The sequence below is a fragment of the Lysobacter terrae genome, from assembly GCF_054782215.1.
Map to the genome: position 1 here is coordinate 1241147 of NZ_BAAGSX010000001.1, position 13477 is coordinate 1254623.

Below are 13477 nucleotides of genomic sequence, written 5' to 3' on the forward strand. Positions count from 1 at the left end.
GTCTGGGCCCGGAGCAGCGGCGATAATAGCGGTTTCGCCATCCAGGCCCTCCGGCCCCTCCCCCCTTACGGAGCCCCGTCTTGAACGAGAACATCCTCTGGCTGCACGCGCTTCGCCTGTCCGACCTGGCCCGCGTGGGCGGCAAGAACTCCTCGCTCGGCGAGATGATCGGCAATCTGGCGAACCTCGGCGTTTCCGTTCCCGGCGGTTTCGCGACCACGGCGGAAGCCTTCAAGGCCTTCATCGCCCACAACGATCTGCATCAGCGCATCTACGACAAGCTGGCGACGCTGGACGTGGAAGACGTCCCCGCCCTCACCGCGGCCGGCAAGGAAATCCGCGGCTGGGTGATCGACGCGCCGCTGCAGGCGGACCTCGATGCCGACATCCGCAAGGCGTATAAGCAATTGTGCGATGAGAACGGTGGTTCGGACGTGGCCGTCGCCGTGCGTTCGTCGGCTACCGCTGAAGACCTGCCCGACGCTTCGTTCGCCGGCCAGCAGGAAACCTTCCTCAACGTGACCGGTGCCGACGACGTGGTGCACAAGGTCAAGGAAGTCTTCGCTTCGCTTTATAACGACCGCGCCATCGCCTATCGCGTGCACCATGGCTTCAAGCACGAGGACGTGTTCCTGTCCGCCGGCGTGCAGCTGATGGTGCGCTCGAACGTCGGCGCTTCGGGCGTGCTGTTCACGCTGGACACCGAATCCGGCTTCCGCGAGGTGGTCTTCATCACTTCCAGCTTCGGCCTGGGCGAGATGGTCGTGCAGGGCGCGGTGAACCCCGACGAGTTCTACGTCTACAAGCCCACGTTGCAACAGGGCAAGCCGGCGATCCTGCGTCGTTCGATCGGCGCCAAGCAGCAGCGCATGGTGTATTCGGACCAGCCGGGCGAGCGCGTCAGGATCGAAGAAACCCCTGCCGACCTGCGCAACACCTTCTCCATCAACGACGCCGACGTGCACGAACTGGCCAAGCAGGCGCTGGTGATCGAAAAGCACTACGGCCGCCCGATGGATATCGAATGGGCGAAGGACGGTATCAGCGGCAAGCTCTTCATCGTCCAGGCGCGTCCGGAAACGGTGAAGTCGCGTGCGCACGCCACGCAGATCGAACGCTATGCGCTCATCAAGCGCGGTGAAGTGATCGCGGAAGGACGCGCCATCGGCAACAAGATCGGCAGTGGCGTCGCCCGTGTGGTGCGTTCGCTCGACGACATGAGCCGCGTGCAGCCGGGCGACGTGCTCGTCGCCGACATGACCGACCCGGATTGGGAACCGGTGATGAAGCGTTCGGCGGCGATCGTCACCAACCGCGGCGGCCGTACCTGCCACGCGGCGATCATCGCGCGCGAACTGGGCGTGCCGGCTGTCGTCGGTACCGGCAATGCGCTGGACACGATCCAGGACGGCCAGGAAGTCACCATCTCCTGCGCCGAAGGCGACACCGGCTACATCTACGCGGGCGCCCTGCCCTTCGAGCGCAACGTCGCCGACCTCGACAAGATGCCGGAAGCGCCGCTCAAGGTGATGATGAACGTCGCCAACCCGGAGCGCGCCTTCGATTTCGCCATGCTGCCCAATGCCGGCATCGGCCTGGCGCGCCTGGAAATGATCATCGCCAGCCACATCGGCATCCATCCGAAGGCGCTGCTCGAGTATTCCTCGCAGGACGCGGAAACCAAGAAGAAGATCGACGCCAAGATCGCCGGCTACGGCCATCCGGTCGATTTCTACGTGGATCGTCTGGCCGAAGGCATCGCCACCATCACCGCGTCGGTCGCGCCGCATCCGGTGATCGTGCGCCTGTCCGACTTCAAGTCGAACGAATACGCCAACCTGATCGGCGGCGCGCGTTACGAGCCGCACGAAGAAAACCCGATGATCGGCTTCCGCGGCGCGAGCCGCTATGTCGATCCGAGCTTCGCCGACTGCTTCGCGCTTGAATGCCGCGCGGTGAAGAAGGTGCGCGAACAGATGGGTCTGACCAATTGCTGGGTCATGATCCCGTTCGTGCGCACGCTGGAAGAAGGCCGCAAGGTCATCGAAGTGCTCAAGGCCAACGGTCTGGAACAGGGCAAGGACGGTTTGAAGGTCATCATGATGTGCGAAGTGCCGTCGAACGCACTGCTCGCCGATGAATTCCTCGACATCTTCGACGGCTTCTCGATCGGCTCGAACGACCTAACCCAGCTGACGCTGGGCCTGGACCGCGACTCCGCGATCGTCGCCAGCCTGTTCGACGAACGCAATCCGGCGGTCAAGAAGATGCTGTCGATGGCCATCCAGGCCGCACGCGCCAAGGGCAAGTACGTCGGCATCTGCGGTCAGGGCCCGAGCGATCATCCGGATCTTGCCGTGTGGCTGATGGAGCAAGGCATCGAGTCGGTGTCGCTCAATCCCGACACCGTCGTCGACACCTGGCTGCGTCTGGCCAAGGTGAAGGCCGCCGCGGCCGCCGCCTGATCGCCGCGCCATGGAAGAAGTCGTCGCCGGGACCACGCTGAAGGAACTGCACTCGCTGGAACACTGGCGGGCGCTGGCCGAGGTTTACGGCCTGCGCCTGCTGGGTGCGGCACTCATCCTGCTGATCGGGTTGTGGCTGGCGAAGCGGCTCTCGCGCACGCTCGACCGCGTCCTGGAACGCACGCACACGGAAGCCACGCTGCGTGGCTTCCTGCGCAACATCGCGTATGCGGCGATGGTCGTAATAGTCATCCTGGCGGCGCTGCAATACATGGGCTTCGCGCCCGCTTCGCTGTTTGCGGTGCTCGGTGCGGCCGGCCTGGGTATCGGCCTGGCCTTGAAGGACTCGCTGTCGAATCTCGTCGCCGGCTTCCAGCTGATCGTGCAACGGCCCTTCCGTGCGGGCGACTACGTCAACGTCGCGAGTCTCGAAGGAACGGTCGAGCAGGTGCGTGTTTTCCAGACGCGTCTGCGCACGCCCGACAACCGCGTCGTGATCGTGCCCAACGGCCTGATCACCGCGGCGGCGATCACCAACTTCACCGCGACGATGAAGCGCCGGATCGATATCGCTTCCAGCCTCGCGCACGGCGACGATCTGCAGGCCGCGCGGGCACGCCTGATCGAGATCGCAAAGCAGGACGCGCGCGTCATGCAGGAACCCGAGCCGGCCGTACTCGCCACCGGCCTGGCGGCCGACAATCGCCTCAGCATCGAATTGCGGGTCTGGGCACGCACCGGCGATGTCATGCAGTTGCGCAGCGATCTGACCGAAGCCGTCCGCAATGCGCTGATCGAGATGGGCATCGGCCTGCCGGCGACGGTGCGCGATGTTCGCGTCTTCCATCACGGTGCCGACGGCCGTGCGCTGACGGACGCGCTGAGCAGTGCGGTCTTGAACGCTCCGGCGACCGACGCGCCGGGATCGAATCAGCCCAGAGGCTGACGCCTCAGTCGAGGCCGCCCAGCTTGCCCATCACCACGCGGTAGTGCGCGAGTTCGGCGATCGAATCGTGGATGTCGCTCAGCGCCGTGTGCTTGGATTCCTTGCGCACGCCATTGAGCACGCTTGGGGCCCAGCGCCGCGCTAGTTCCTTGATCGTGCTGACGTCGAGGTTGCGGTAATGGAAGTACTTTTCCAGCTGCGGCATGCAGCGGTGCAGGAAGCGGCGGTCCTGGCAGATTGAATTGCCGCTCATGGGCGAACAATTGGCCGGCACCCACTGGGCGAGAAAATCCAGCGTGCGCTTTTCGGCTTCCGCCATCGACACGCCCTGCTCCAGAACGCGCTGCCATAAACCGGATTTGCCGTGCTGATTGCGGTTCCACTCGTCCATCGCCTGGAGCCGTTCCAGCGGATGCGCGATGGCGAGTTCGGGACCTTCCGCGAGCACCTGCAACTGTGCATCGGTGACGACGGTGGCGATCTCCAGGATCGAATCGTTGTCGGTATCGAGCCCGGTCATTTCCAGGTCGATCCAGATCAGTCGCTGTTCCTTCTGCGGGTTCACCATTCGCTCGCACTGCCGTCCGGGACGTCGCATCATAGCTCAGCCTCCGTCGAATCGAACCCCATGTTCTCCAACCCGACGTACGTCCATTACGCCATCCTCACCGCGATGCTGGCACCGGCGTTCTTCCTGACCGCCACGGCCGCGCTGCTCACGGCCGCGAATACGCGGCTGGCGCGCGTGGTCGATCGTTTGAGGTCGCTGATCGTGGCGTGGGAAGCCGAAGCGCCCGACCGCGCCGAACGCGACATGCAGATCACTCGCCATCGCCAGCGCGCGCACCTGGTCCTGCGCGCGTGCCAGATGCTCTATGCGGCGCTGGCCAGCTTCGTTGGCACCAGCCTGACGCTGGCGGTGGATGCGGTATTGGGATTCCGCATGGGCGCGCTGCCGACAGTGCTGGCGGTGTTCGGCGTGTCGTTCCTGCTCGTGGCCAGTTTCTTCCTGTGGCGGGAGGTCAGCCTGGCCGTGCAGAGCTTCGACCTCGAACTGGACCACGAACTCGGCCGCAAGAGCCGCTGAAGCCCGCGACTCGAATCTACAACGGCGTCTTGCCGCGCTTGGCGCGGAAGTAATTGGTGAGCCGCCGGCTGGCTTCTTCCGCCAGCACGCCGCCCTGCACGTCGATGCGATGATTGTGTCGTGGATCGGCGAGCAGGTCGAAGACGCTGCCGGCGGCGCCGGTCTTGGGATCGCTCGCGCCGAACACCACCCGTCCGACGCGGGCATGGATCATCGCCATCGCGCACATGGCACAAGGCTCCAGCGTCACGTAGAGCGTCGTGCCCAGCAGGCGGTGATTGGCGAGCTTGGCCCCCGCGGCACGCATCGCGACGACTTCCGCATGCGCGGTGGGGTCGCTCTCGGTGATGTTGCGGTTCCAGCCCTCGCCGAGGATTTCGCCTTCCGCGGAAACGAGCACGGCGCCTACCGGAATCTCGTCGTCCTCGTGCTGCGCGCGCTCGGCCAAGGCGAGCGCGTGATGCATCCAGTGCATATCCGACTCACTTATCTGCGTGTCCGCAGCATGTCGAAGCACCTGAGCCATCCCGGATACCCGCTCGTCCTGAGCCTGTCGAAGGACGCTCGCATCGTGTCCGCTACCCACTCGTGCTGTTCTAGCAAGTGACGGCAAAAGATCGAAGCGCCCCGCAATCAGCGCCTCCTTCTTCTCCCGCCGCCACCCCTTGATCTGGCGCTCTGCGCGAAAAGCATCGTCCCGATCCTCGAAGGCCTGTGAATAAACAAGCTCAACCGGCCTACGCGAAAAGGTGTGGCACGAGGGAATCGCGCCTTGATCGTGCTGCGCCAACCGAAACTCGAGATCGTCCGTGTGGCCCGTGTAATACGAGCCGTCCGCACACTTGAGGATGTAGGTCCAGAATGTCACGGTTAGATCTCGGGGCATCCTTCGACAAGCTCAGGATGAGCGGGATGGTTGGCTGTCAGCAAAACCCGCCATACATCCCAACCTTACTCCCACTCGATCGTCGCCGGCGGCTTGCCGCTGATGTCGTAGACGACGCGCGACACGCCACGCAGTTCGTTGATGATGCGGTTGGACACCGTGCCCAGCAGCTCGTACGGCAGGTGCGCCCAGTGCGCGGTCATGAAGTCGATGGTCTCCACCGCACGCAGCGCGATCACCCACTCGTAGGCGCGCGCGTCGCCGACCACGCCGACCGACTTCACCGGCAGGAACACCGCGAAGGCCTGGCTGACCTTGTCGTACCAGCCGGACTTGCGCAGCTCGTCGATGAAGATGTGGTCGGCCTTGGCCAGCAGTTCGGCATGCTCGCGCTTGACCTCGCCGAGGATGCGCACGCCCAGGCCCGGGCCCGGGAACGGATGGCGATAGACCATCGCGCGCGGCAGGCCGAGTTCGACGCCGAGGCGACGCACTTCGTCCTTGAACAGCTCGCGGAGCGGCTCCACCAGCTTGAGCTTCATGTCCTCGGGCAGGCCGCCGACGTTGTGGTGGCTCTTGATGACGTGCGCCTTGCCGGTCTTGCTGCCGGCGGACTCGATCACGTCCGGATAGATCGTGCCCTGCGCCAGCCACTTCGCGTTGCTGAGCTTGGCGGATTCTTCGTCGAAGATCTCGATGAAGAGGTTGCCGATGATCTTGCGCTTGGCTTCCGGATCGTCGACGCCCTTGAGCTTCTCGAAATAGCGGTCGGCCGCGTTGACGCGGACCACCTTGACGCCCATGTGCTCGGCGAACATCGCCATCACCTGGTCGCCCTCGTTCCAGCGCAGCAGGCCGGTGTCGACGAACACGCAGGTCAGCTGCTTGCCGATCGCCTTGTGCAGCAGCGCCGCGACGACCGAGGAGTCCACGCCGCCCGACAGGCCGAGGATCACCTCGTCGTCGCCGACCTGCTCGCGTACGCGCGCGATCTGGTCTTCGATGATGTTGGCGGCGGTCCACAGCGTCTGGCAGCCGCAGATGTCGGCGACGAAGCGGCGCAGCAAGGTCTGGCCCTGCTTGGTGTGCGTGACTTCCGGATGGAACTGCACGCCGTACCAGCGCTTGGCTTCCAATGCCATCGCGGCGACCGGGATGCGGTCGGTGACGGCGGTGATCGTCCAGCCCGGCGGCGCCTTGGCGACGTGATCGCCGTGGCTCATCCACACGTCGATGCGCGATTCGCCGTCGTGATCGCTCAGGCCGCCGAGCAAGGCGTCCTTGGCGACCAGTTCGACTTCGGCATGGCCGAATTCGCGCGCATCCGCGGCTTCCGTCGCGCCACCCAGCTGCGCGGCCAGGGTCTGCATGCCGTAGCAGATGCCGAGGATCGGCAGGCCGCTGTCGAAGACTTCCTGCGGCGCCTTGGGCGCGCCGTGCTGCGTGGTCGACTCCGGGCCGCCTGACAGGATGATGCCCTTGGCGCCGAACTTCGCGATCTCGGCCGGATCGTGGTCCCAGGCCCAGACTTCGCAGTAGACGCCGATCTCGCGGATGCGGCGTGCGATCAGCTGCGTGTACTGCGCACCGAAATCGAGGATGAGGATCTTGTCGCTATGGATATTCGTCGTCATGGGGTCGGCGGTGCGAAGTACGAATTGAAAAAACCGGACTCAAAAACGAAGAAGGGAAACTGCCGTCTCCCTTCTGCGATCAAACTCATCCAGCGCGATAGTTCGGCGGTTCTTTGGTGATTTGCACGTCGTGCACGTGACTCTCGCGCGTACCCGCGCTGGTGACCTTCACGAACGACGGCTTCTTGCGCATTTCTTCTATCGTCGAGCAGCCGACATAACCCATCGTCGCGCGCAGGCCACCGGCGAGCTGATGCACCACGCCGCGCAGCGGGCCGCGGTACGGCACGCGGCCTTCGATGCCTTCGGGCACCAGCTTGTCGGCGTCGCTCGCGTCCTGGAAATAGCGGTCCTTGGAGCCCTGCTCCATCGCGCCCAGCGAACCCATGCCGCGGTAGCTCTTGTAGCTGCGGCCCTGGAAGAGTTCGACTTCGCCCGGGGCTTCTTCGGTACCGGCGAACAGGCCGCCGATCATCACCGAGGAAGCGCCGGCGACCAGCGCCTTGCCGATGTCGCCGGAGTAACGGATGCCGCCGTCGGCGATCAGCGGAATGCGGTCCTGCAGCGCCTCGGCGACCATGTCGATCGCGGTGACCTGGGGCACGCCCACACCGGCCACGATGCGCGTGGTGCAGATCGAACCGGGGCCGACGCCGACCTTCACCGCGTCCGCGCCGTGATCCATCAACGCGAGCGCGGCATCGCCGGTAACGATGTTGCCGCCGATGACCTGCAGCTGCGGGAAGCGCTTCTTGACCCACTTCACGCGGTCCAGCACGCCTTGCGAGTGGCCGTGCGCGGTGTCGACCACCACGACGTCCACGCCGGCGGCAGCGAGTGCTTCGATGCGCGCCTCGGTATCGCCACCGACGCCCACTGCGGCGCCGACCAGCAGGCGTTCGCTGCTGTCGTAGGCGGCGTTGGGGTTGTCGGACTTCTTCTGGATGTCCTTCACCGTGATCAGGCCGCGCAGCTCGAAGCCGTCGTTGACCACCAGCACCTTCTCGATGCGGTGCTTGTGCAGGAGCTGCAGGACTTCCTCGTCCGATGCGCCTTCGCGCACCGTTATCAGGCGATCCTTCTTGGTCATGATGTGGCGGACCGGATCGTCGAGCTTCTTCTCGAAGCGCATGTCGCGGCTGGTGACGATGCCGACCAGTTGCCCGCTCTCCACCACCGGCACGCCCGAGATGTTGCGGGCGCGGGTGAGCTTGAGCACTTCGGCGATCGTGGTTTCGGGGCCGACGGTAAACGGCTCCTTGATCACGCCCGCTTCGAACTTCTTGACGTGGGCGACCTGCGCCGCCTGCGCCTCGAGGCTCATGTTCTTGTGGACGATGCTGATGCCGCCCAGTTGCGCCATCGCGATGGCGAGGCGGGCTTCGCTGACCGTGTCCATGGCCGCCGACAGGATCGGCAGGCGAATGGTCAGGTCGCGGGTCAGTCGCGTGGCGAGCGAGACGTCCTTAGGCAGGACGATCGAATGCGCGGGGACGAGGGAAACGTCGTCGTAGGTCAGCGCTTCAGCCTGGATACGCAGCATGGGCGGTCCCGGGTGGATGAAGCGAGTCATTGTAACGCGCCGCGGCCCCAATTGGCATGCGTTTGGGCCAAAACGCGCCGCAGCGCGTGGGAAACTGTGGTCACGGACTGTGCTTAATCCCCGCTCAGGCGTCCGCGGCCTCGGCGGCTTCCAGCGTGTTCTGCATCAGGGTCGCCACGGTCATCGGCCCGACGCCGCCCGGCACCGGCGTGATCCAGCTGGCGCGCTGCGAGGCGGCCGCGAACCCCACGTCGCCGACCAGGCGGCCGTCGTCCAGGCGATTGATGCCCACATCGATCACCACGGCGCCGGGCTTGACCCATTCGCCCGGAATCAGCTGCGGCCTGCCCACGGCCACCACCAGGATGTCGGCGTCGCGCACGGCGCGTTCGAGCACGTCCGGCGGGGTGAACTTGTGGCAGCTGGTCACCGTGCAGCCGGCGATCAGCAGTTCCAGCGCCATCGGCCGGCCGACATGGTTGGAAACGCCAACGATCGTTGCACTCTGCCCGCGCACCGGCCGGTCGGTATAGGCCAGCAGCGTGGTGATCCCGCGCGGCGTGCAGGGACGTAGGCCGAACTGGCGCAACGCCAGATGGCCCACGTTTTCCGGATGGAAACCGTCCACGTCTTTGCGCGGGTCGATGCGATGGATCAGATGGGTGGCATCGCGATGGCCCGGCAGCGGCAGTTGCACGAGGATGCCGTGCACCTGCGGATCGGCATTGAGCTGGTCGACCAGGGCCAGCAGTTGCTCGTCGCTGGTGTCGGCGGGCAGGTCGTAGTCGATCGCCCGGATGCCGACCTTCTGCGCCGCGCGGCGCTTGTTCTTGACGTAGACCGCCGAGGCCGGATCGTTGCCCACCAGCACCACGGCCAGGCCCGGGGCGGCCTGGCCCGCCTTGACCCGCGCATCGACCCGCGCCTTGAGGTTGTCGAGCAGGTCTTCGGCGATGCGTTTGCCGTCAAGGATGCGGGCGGTCATGCGTAGGCGGGCCGACTTGGGTGGTGTTGGGGGATGAAGGCGCACATTATCGCCCATCCCTCCCCTGCTCCGGTCTGCTTTCACAGGCCTCTCGCCATGTCCGACACCGATTTCGAAACCACCCAGATCGAAGCCGCCGTGTTCCGTCGCCTGCGCGACCATCTGCTGCAGGAACGGCCCGACGTCCAGAACATCGACCTGATGATCCTGGCCGGCTTCTGCCGCAACTGCCTGGCCGACTGGTACCGGGAGGCCGCCGAGCACCGCGGCATCACCATGACCAAGGACGAGGCGCGCGAAACGGTCTACGGCGAAGCCTTCCCGCAGTGGAAGGCCAAGCACCAGCGCGAGGCGACGCCGGAGCAACTGGCCGCGTTCGAGGCTGCGCAGCGTTTGCATAAGAGCAAGCCTCCGGCCGCGACGTAGGGGAACGGTACGGGTTCGTCAATACCGAATGAAGTACGACGAAACCGCGCATGCATCCGGATCACGTCGTGAACCCTAGGCTTCTCTCAGGTTCCTAGCGAAAGGGTCGAACGCCACACGGCACAGGGCCATGTTCTGGATCGCACTGCCATTGACGATGGCGTACGTGGGCTTATGTGGCCTCATGTACGTGCGCCAGCGCGACCTGGTGTATTGCCCGGCGCCTACGCGGGTCGAAGTGGAGCAGACCAATTTCGCGCTGGTGAACGGCGACATCACGCTGCGTGGCTGGATCGTCAACCCGGGACAGAAACGCGCGCTGGTCTACTTCGGCGGGAACTCGGAACCGATCCAGCAGCACCGGGTCAACTTCGCCCGCTGGTTCCCGCACCACACGTGCTACCTGGTCGCCTATCGCGGGTTCGGTGCCAGCGAAGGCGAACCCAGCGAGGAATCGCTGGCCGGCGATGCCCTGGCATTGTTCGATCACGTACGCCGGCAGCACCCGCGGACCGGCGTTGACGTGATCGGTTACAGCCTGGGCTCGGGTGTCGCCGCCCACGTGGCGGCGCGGCGCCGGGTGCGGCGCCTGGCACTGATCACCCCCTATGACACGCTCACCGACATCGGCCAGTTCCATTACCGGTGGCTGCCCGTACGCCTGCTGGCGCGCGAGCGCTACGACTCGGTGTCGAACCTGGCGCGCCACCGCGGTCCGATCCTGGTGGTCCGTGCCGGACGCGATGCGGTGATCCCGGCCGCGAATACGCAACGGCTGATCGACTCGCTGCCGCGGCCACCGCACGTGCTCGAACTACCGGCGGCCGAGCACGGCAACGTGGCCAGCGCGCGCGGCTTTTCCAAGGCGCTCAGGGTCTTCTTCACGGCGCAGACTCTCACCTACACGCCCAATACTCGTAAGGGGCGCCACTCCGACCTGCGCCGCCCGAACTTGGCTCACTCGAGTCCGGCTCACCCGAATCCGTATCCGTTCCGGAGAACGTCGACATGATCAACCAAGGCGAATGCCCCAAATGCGGCAAGCGTTTGCTGCATGTGCGCATCGAGAGCGTTTTCGGCCAGAACAATGGCAATGACGACATCCGCTGCCTGAGCTACAGCTGCATTCACTGCAACATGGTGCTCAACGTGCAATTGGATCCGCGCGCCAAACCGCGGCGCCGGTCGGCCAGCGCCGGTGCAGTCGTCGAACGCGTCGTCTGAGCGCGTCCCGCCAACGGCGTCGTCCAAAGCGAACAGTCCCTAACCTCCCTGCCCGCCCTGCTGCGCGTCCACCGGACGCTGCAAGGGCGGGCAGCGCTTCAGTTCGGCCGGTATCGGCAGTGGACACTGCGTACAGCAGCGCGGTGGCGCGCTCGGCACGGGCGCCAATCCACTGGGCACGGGCAAGGGTTTGAGCTTCATCAGCGCGACCCAGTCCTGTCGGTTGAAACTGCACGTGCCCTCGCTACCGGGCTGGCACGCGGCCGGATCGCCGATGCGTCGCGGCAACCCCCAGATGGCGTTGCTGCGGTTGAGCGCGAGCACCCGCAGCGTGACGCCCTGCAGCACGTTGCCGCCGACGAGATAAAGCTTGCCGTCGCCGTCGGGATTGGCGGCGACGACGATGTCGCAATGCATGTTCATGCCGTCGCCCGAACCGCTGGCGAGGAAGGCGCGGAAGCCCTGTGCGCCGACGTCGTTGCGACCGCGCGAGAAGCAGAGCAGATCGCCGGCGGCGGGACTGGTGGTATCCGGATCGGCCAGCACATAAGGCGAAGCCTGCGGATAGCGATAGGCATCGCGGATGTAATCGATGTGGCTCGCGGACGGATTGAATCCCGGCACGCCCGCGCGGTTCATGACGTAGGAAACGAACACGGCCGACCACGGCGTGTCGCTCAGAAACGCGCGGCACGACGACGTCTGCAGATGACTGTCGCCGGCCAGACCGCAATCCAGCGCACCAGGGAAATTCGCCATCTGCGTCAGCAAGCCGCTGCCTTTCCAATAATCGGCGACGCGTTGCCATGCCGGTGTGGTGCCGTCCTGCAGACGCAGGCGCTCGCCTTCCGAGACCGTCAGGCTGGCCAGTCGTCCCTGCGCATCGATGAAGGGCCCGAACCACAACGCGTTCTCGGCACAGGCGATCAAGGCGATGCGCGCGCCGTAGGACGGCGGCGATTGCGGAATGCGGCTGCACAACGAGGGCGACGCCACGGCGGGCGCAGTGTCCTGCGCGGCGCAGAGTGGGCCGAACGCCAGCAAGACGAGCACGACGGCGAAGCGAACGAACCGGTTGGCCACGACGCGAACGCTGTCCATCGGCTTGGTTCCTCTACTGTCCCGCGCAAAACCTCGCATAGTCGATGTAGCCGGGGAATTCACGTTCCGCCGCACACACGGGGCAGTCACGATCCGGGCGCAAGCGGGTCTCGCGAAAACGCATGGCCAATGCATCGAAGTTCAGCAGGCGACCGGTGAGCGGCTCGCCGATGCCGAGGATCAGCTTCACCGCTTCGGTGGCCTGCAGCAGACCCATCACGCCTGGCAGGACGCCGAGTACGCCGGCCTCGGCGCAGTTGGGCGCGGCCTCGGGCGGCGGCGGCTCGGGAAACAGGCAGCGGTAGCACGGCGCCTGCCCGCGATGGCGGCCGGCGTCGAACACGCTCACCTGCCCTTCGAAGCGATGCACCGCGGCGTACACCAGCGGCTTGCGCAGCTTCACGCAGGCATCGTTGAGCAGATAGCGCACGGGAAAGTTGTCGGCGCCATCGACGACCACGTCGGCGTCCGCGATCAGACGTTCGACATTGTCGGAGGTGATGCGTTCGGGGAATGCTTCGACCTTCAGACGCGGATTCAAGGCAGACAGCGCAATGCGCGCCGATTCGACCTTGGCGAGGCCGATGCGGTCCTCGGTGTGCAGGATCTGCCGCTGCAGGTTGCTGCGATCGACCACATCGTCGTCGGCCAACACGATCGTGCCGACGCCCGCGGCGGCGAGGTAATAGGCCGCCGGCGAACCCAGCCCGCCGGCGCCGACCATCGCGACGCGTGCCGCTTCCAGCTTGCGCTGCCCGGCTTCACCCACTTCGGGCAGGCGCAGATGGCGCGAATAGCGATCGTAGAAATCGGTGTCGACCTGCGGACGCGTAACCGGCAGCCCTTCGGCGATCCAGCGCGTCGTGCCGCCCTCCACCGAGGCGAGACAGCGGTAACCGGCGTCCTGCAGGGCTTGCGCGGCTTTCAGCGAGCGCGCACCGGACTGGCAGATCAACAGGATCTCGGCGCCGATTTCGGGCAGCACTGCGGCCGGATCCGCCTCCAGTTCGGCGCGTGCGATGCCCAGTGCGCCCGCCGCGAAACCGGTCGCGCGTTCATGCGCCTCCCGCACATCCACCAGCACTGCGCCGCTGCGTTGGCGGTCGAGTGCGTCTGCCGGCGTAATCACTGCAATGGCCATGGGCAGATTATCGGCGTCGCTCACGCGCAACGCCACCGA

Annotated in this window: 13 protein-coding genes and 1 pseudogene; 6 read left to right on the plus strand and 8 right to left on the minus strand. The window is 65.6% G+C overall.

The window, feature by feature from the left end; genetic code table 11:
- The first annotated feature begins 80 nt into the window (after positions 1-80).
- Both ppsA and ACYVJ8_RS05825 read left to right on the plus strand, forming a co-directional pair.
- The gene (gene ppsA / locus ACYVJ8_RS05820; RefSeq protein ID WP_460710191.1) at positions 81-2465 is read left to right on the plus strand and encodes a phosphoenolpyruvate synthase; all 2385 of its coding nucleotides are present in this window, start codon (positions 81-83) and stop codon (positions 2463-2465) included.
- 10 nt (positions 2466-2475) lie between these two features.
- A complete protein-coding gene (locus tag ACYVJ8_RS05825; protein ID WP_460710193.1) occupies positions 2476-3411 on the plus strand; it encodes a mechanosensitive ion channel family protein in 936 nt (311 codons plus the stop codon).
- A gap of 4 nt (positions 3412-3415) precedes the next feature.
- Here ACYVJ8_RS05825 and orn read toward each other — a convergent pair whose 3' ends face one another.
- Positions 3416-3979, minus strand: coding sequence for an oligoribonuclease (gene orn, locus ACYVJ8_RS05830; protein WP_460711065.1), 564 nt, complete (start codon positions 3977-3979; stop codon positions 3416-3418).
- A gap of 60 nt (positions 3980-4039) precedes the next feature.
- Here orn and ACYVJ8_RS05835 point away from each other — a divergent pair, with 60 nt between their 5' ends.
- Positions 4040-4498 carry a DUF2721 domain-containing protein gene (locus ACYVJ8_RS05835; protein WP_460710195.1) on the plus strand — a complete coding sequence of 153 codons (459 nt, stop codon included), beginning with the start codon at positions 4040-4042 and terminating at the stop codon, positions 4496-4498.
- Positions 4499-4514: 16 nt separating this feature from the next.
- Here ACYVJ8_RS05835 and tadA read toward each other — a convergent pair whose 3' ends face one another.
- From tadA to folD, 5 genes and pseudogenes are all read right to left on the minus strand, one after another.
- Positions 4515-5024 carry a tRNA adenosine(34) deaminase TadA gene (gene tadA, locus ACYVJ8_RS05840; RefSeq protein ID WP_460711067.1) on the minus strand — a complete coding sequence of 170 codons (510 nt, stop codon included), beginning with the start codon at positions 5022-5024 and terminating at the stop codon, positions 4515-4517.
- Positions 5025-5153: 129 nt separating this feature from the next.
- Positions 5154-5384 (minus strand): annotated as a pseudogene (locus ACYVJ8_RS05845) (GIY-YIG nuclease family protein); the annotation flags it as partial.
- A 65-nt stretch (positions 5385-5449) separates the two neighbouring features.
- A complete protein-coding gene (guaA, locus tag ACYVJ8_RS05850; RefSeq protein ID WP_460710197.1) occupies positions 5450-7018 on the minus strand; it encodes a glutamine-hydrolyzing GMP synthase in 1569 nt (522 codons plus the stop codon).
- An 85-nt stretch (positions 7019-7103) separates the two neighbouring features.
- Entirely contained in the window at positions 7104-8561 is a 1458-nt protein-coding gene (gene guaB, locus ACYVJ8_RS05855; protein ID WP_460711069.1) for an IMP dehydrogenase, read from the minus strand.
- A 124-nt stretch (positions 8562-8685) separates the two neighbouring features.
- Entirely contained in the window at positions 8686-9546 is an 861-nt protein-coding gene (gene folD / locus ACYVJ8_RS05860; RefSeq protein ID WP_460710199.1) for a bifunctional methylenetetrahydrofolate dehydrogenase/methenyltetrahydrofolate cyclohydrolase FolD, read from the minus strand.
- Positions 9547-9642: 96 nt separating this feature from the next.
- Here folD and ACYVJ8_RS05865 point away from each other — a divergent pair, with 96 nt between their 5' ends.
- From ACYVJ8_RS05865 to ACYVJ8_RS05875, 3 genes are all read left to right on the plus strand, one after another.
- A complete protein-coding gene (locus tag ACYVJ8_RS05865) occupies positions 9643-9972 on the plus strand; it encodes a DUF1244 domain-containing protein (protein WP_460710201.1) in 330 nt (109 codons plus the stop codon).
- Positions 9973-10102: 130 nt separating this feature from the next.
- Entirely contained in the window at positions 10103-10984 is an 882-nt protein-coding gene (locus ACYVJ8_RS05870; RefSeq protein WP_460710203.1) for an alpha/beta hydrolase, read from the plus strand.
- Complete coding sequence (locus ACYVJ8_RS05875) at positions 10981-11196, plus strand: hypothetical protein (RefSeq protein WP_460710205.1); 216 nt, start codon at positions 10981-10983, stop codon at positions 11194-11196. Before ACYVJ8_RS05870 ends, ACYVJ8_RS05875 begins: the two co-directional genes overlap by 4 nt.
- 39 nt (positions 11197-11235) lie before the next feature.
- Here the strand turns inward: ACYVJ8_RS05875 and ACYVJ8_RS05880 are convergent, their stop codons facing one another.
- Together ACYVJ8_RS05880 and moeB are read right to left on the minus strand one after the other, a co-directional pair.
- Positions 11236-12297: a DUF2272 domain-containing protein gene (locus tag ACYVJ8_RS05880; protein WP_460710207.1), complete on the minus strand. Its 1062-nt coding sequence runs from the start codon at positions 12295-12297 to the stop codon at positions 11236-11238.
- Positions 12298-12310: 13 nt separating this feature from the next.
- A complete protein-coding gene (moeB, locus tag ACYVJ8_RS05885) occupies positions 12311-13438 on the minus strand; it encodes a molybdopterin-synthase adenylyltransferase MoeB (RefSeq protein WP_460710209.1) in 1128 nt (375 codons plus the stop codon).
- Between the last annotated feature and the right edge of the window lie 39 nt (positions 13439-13477).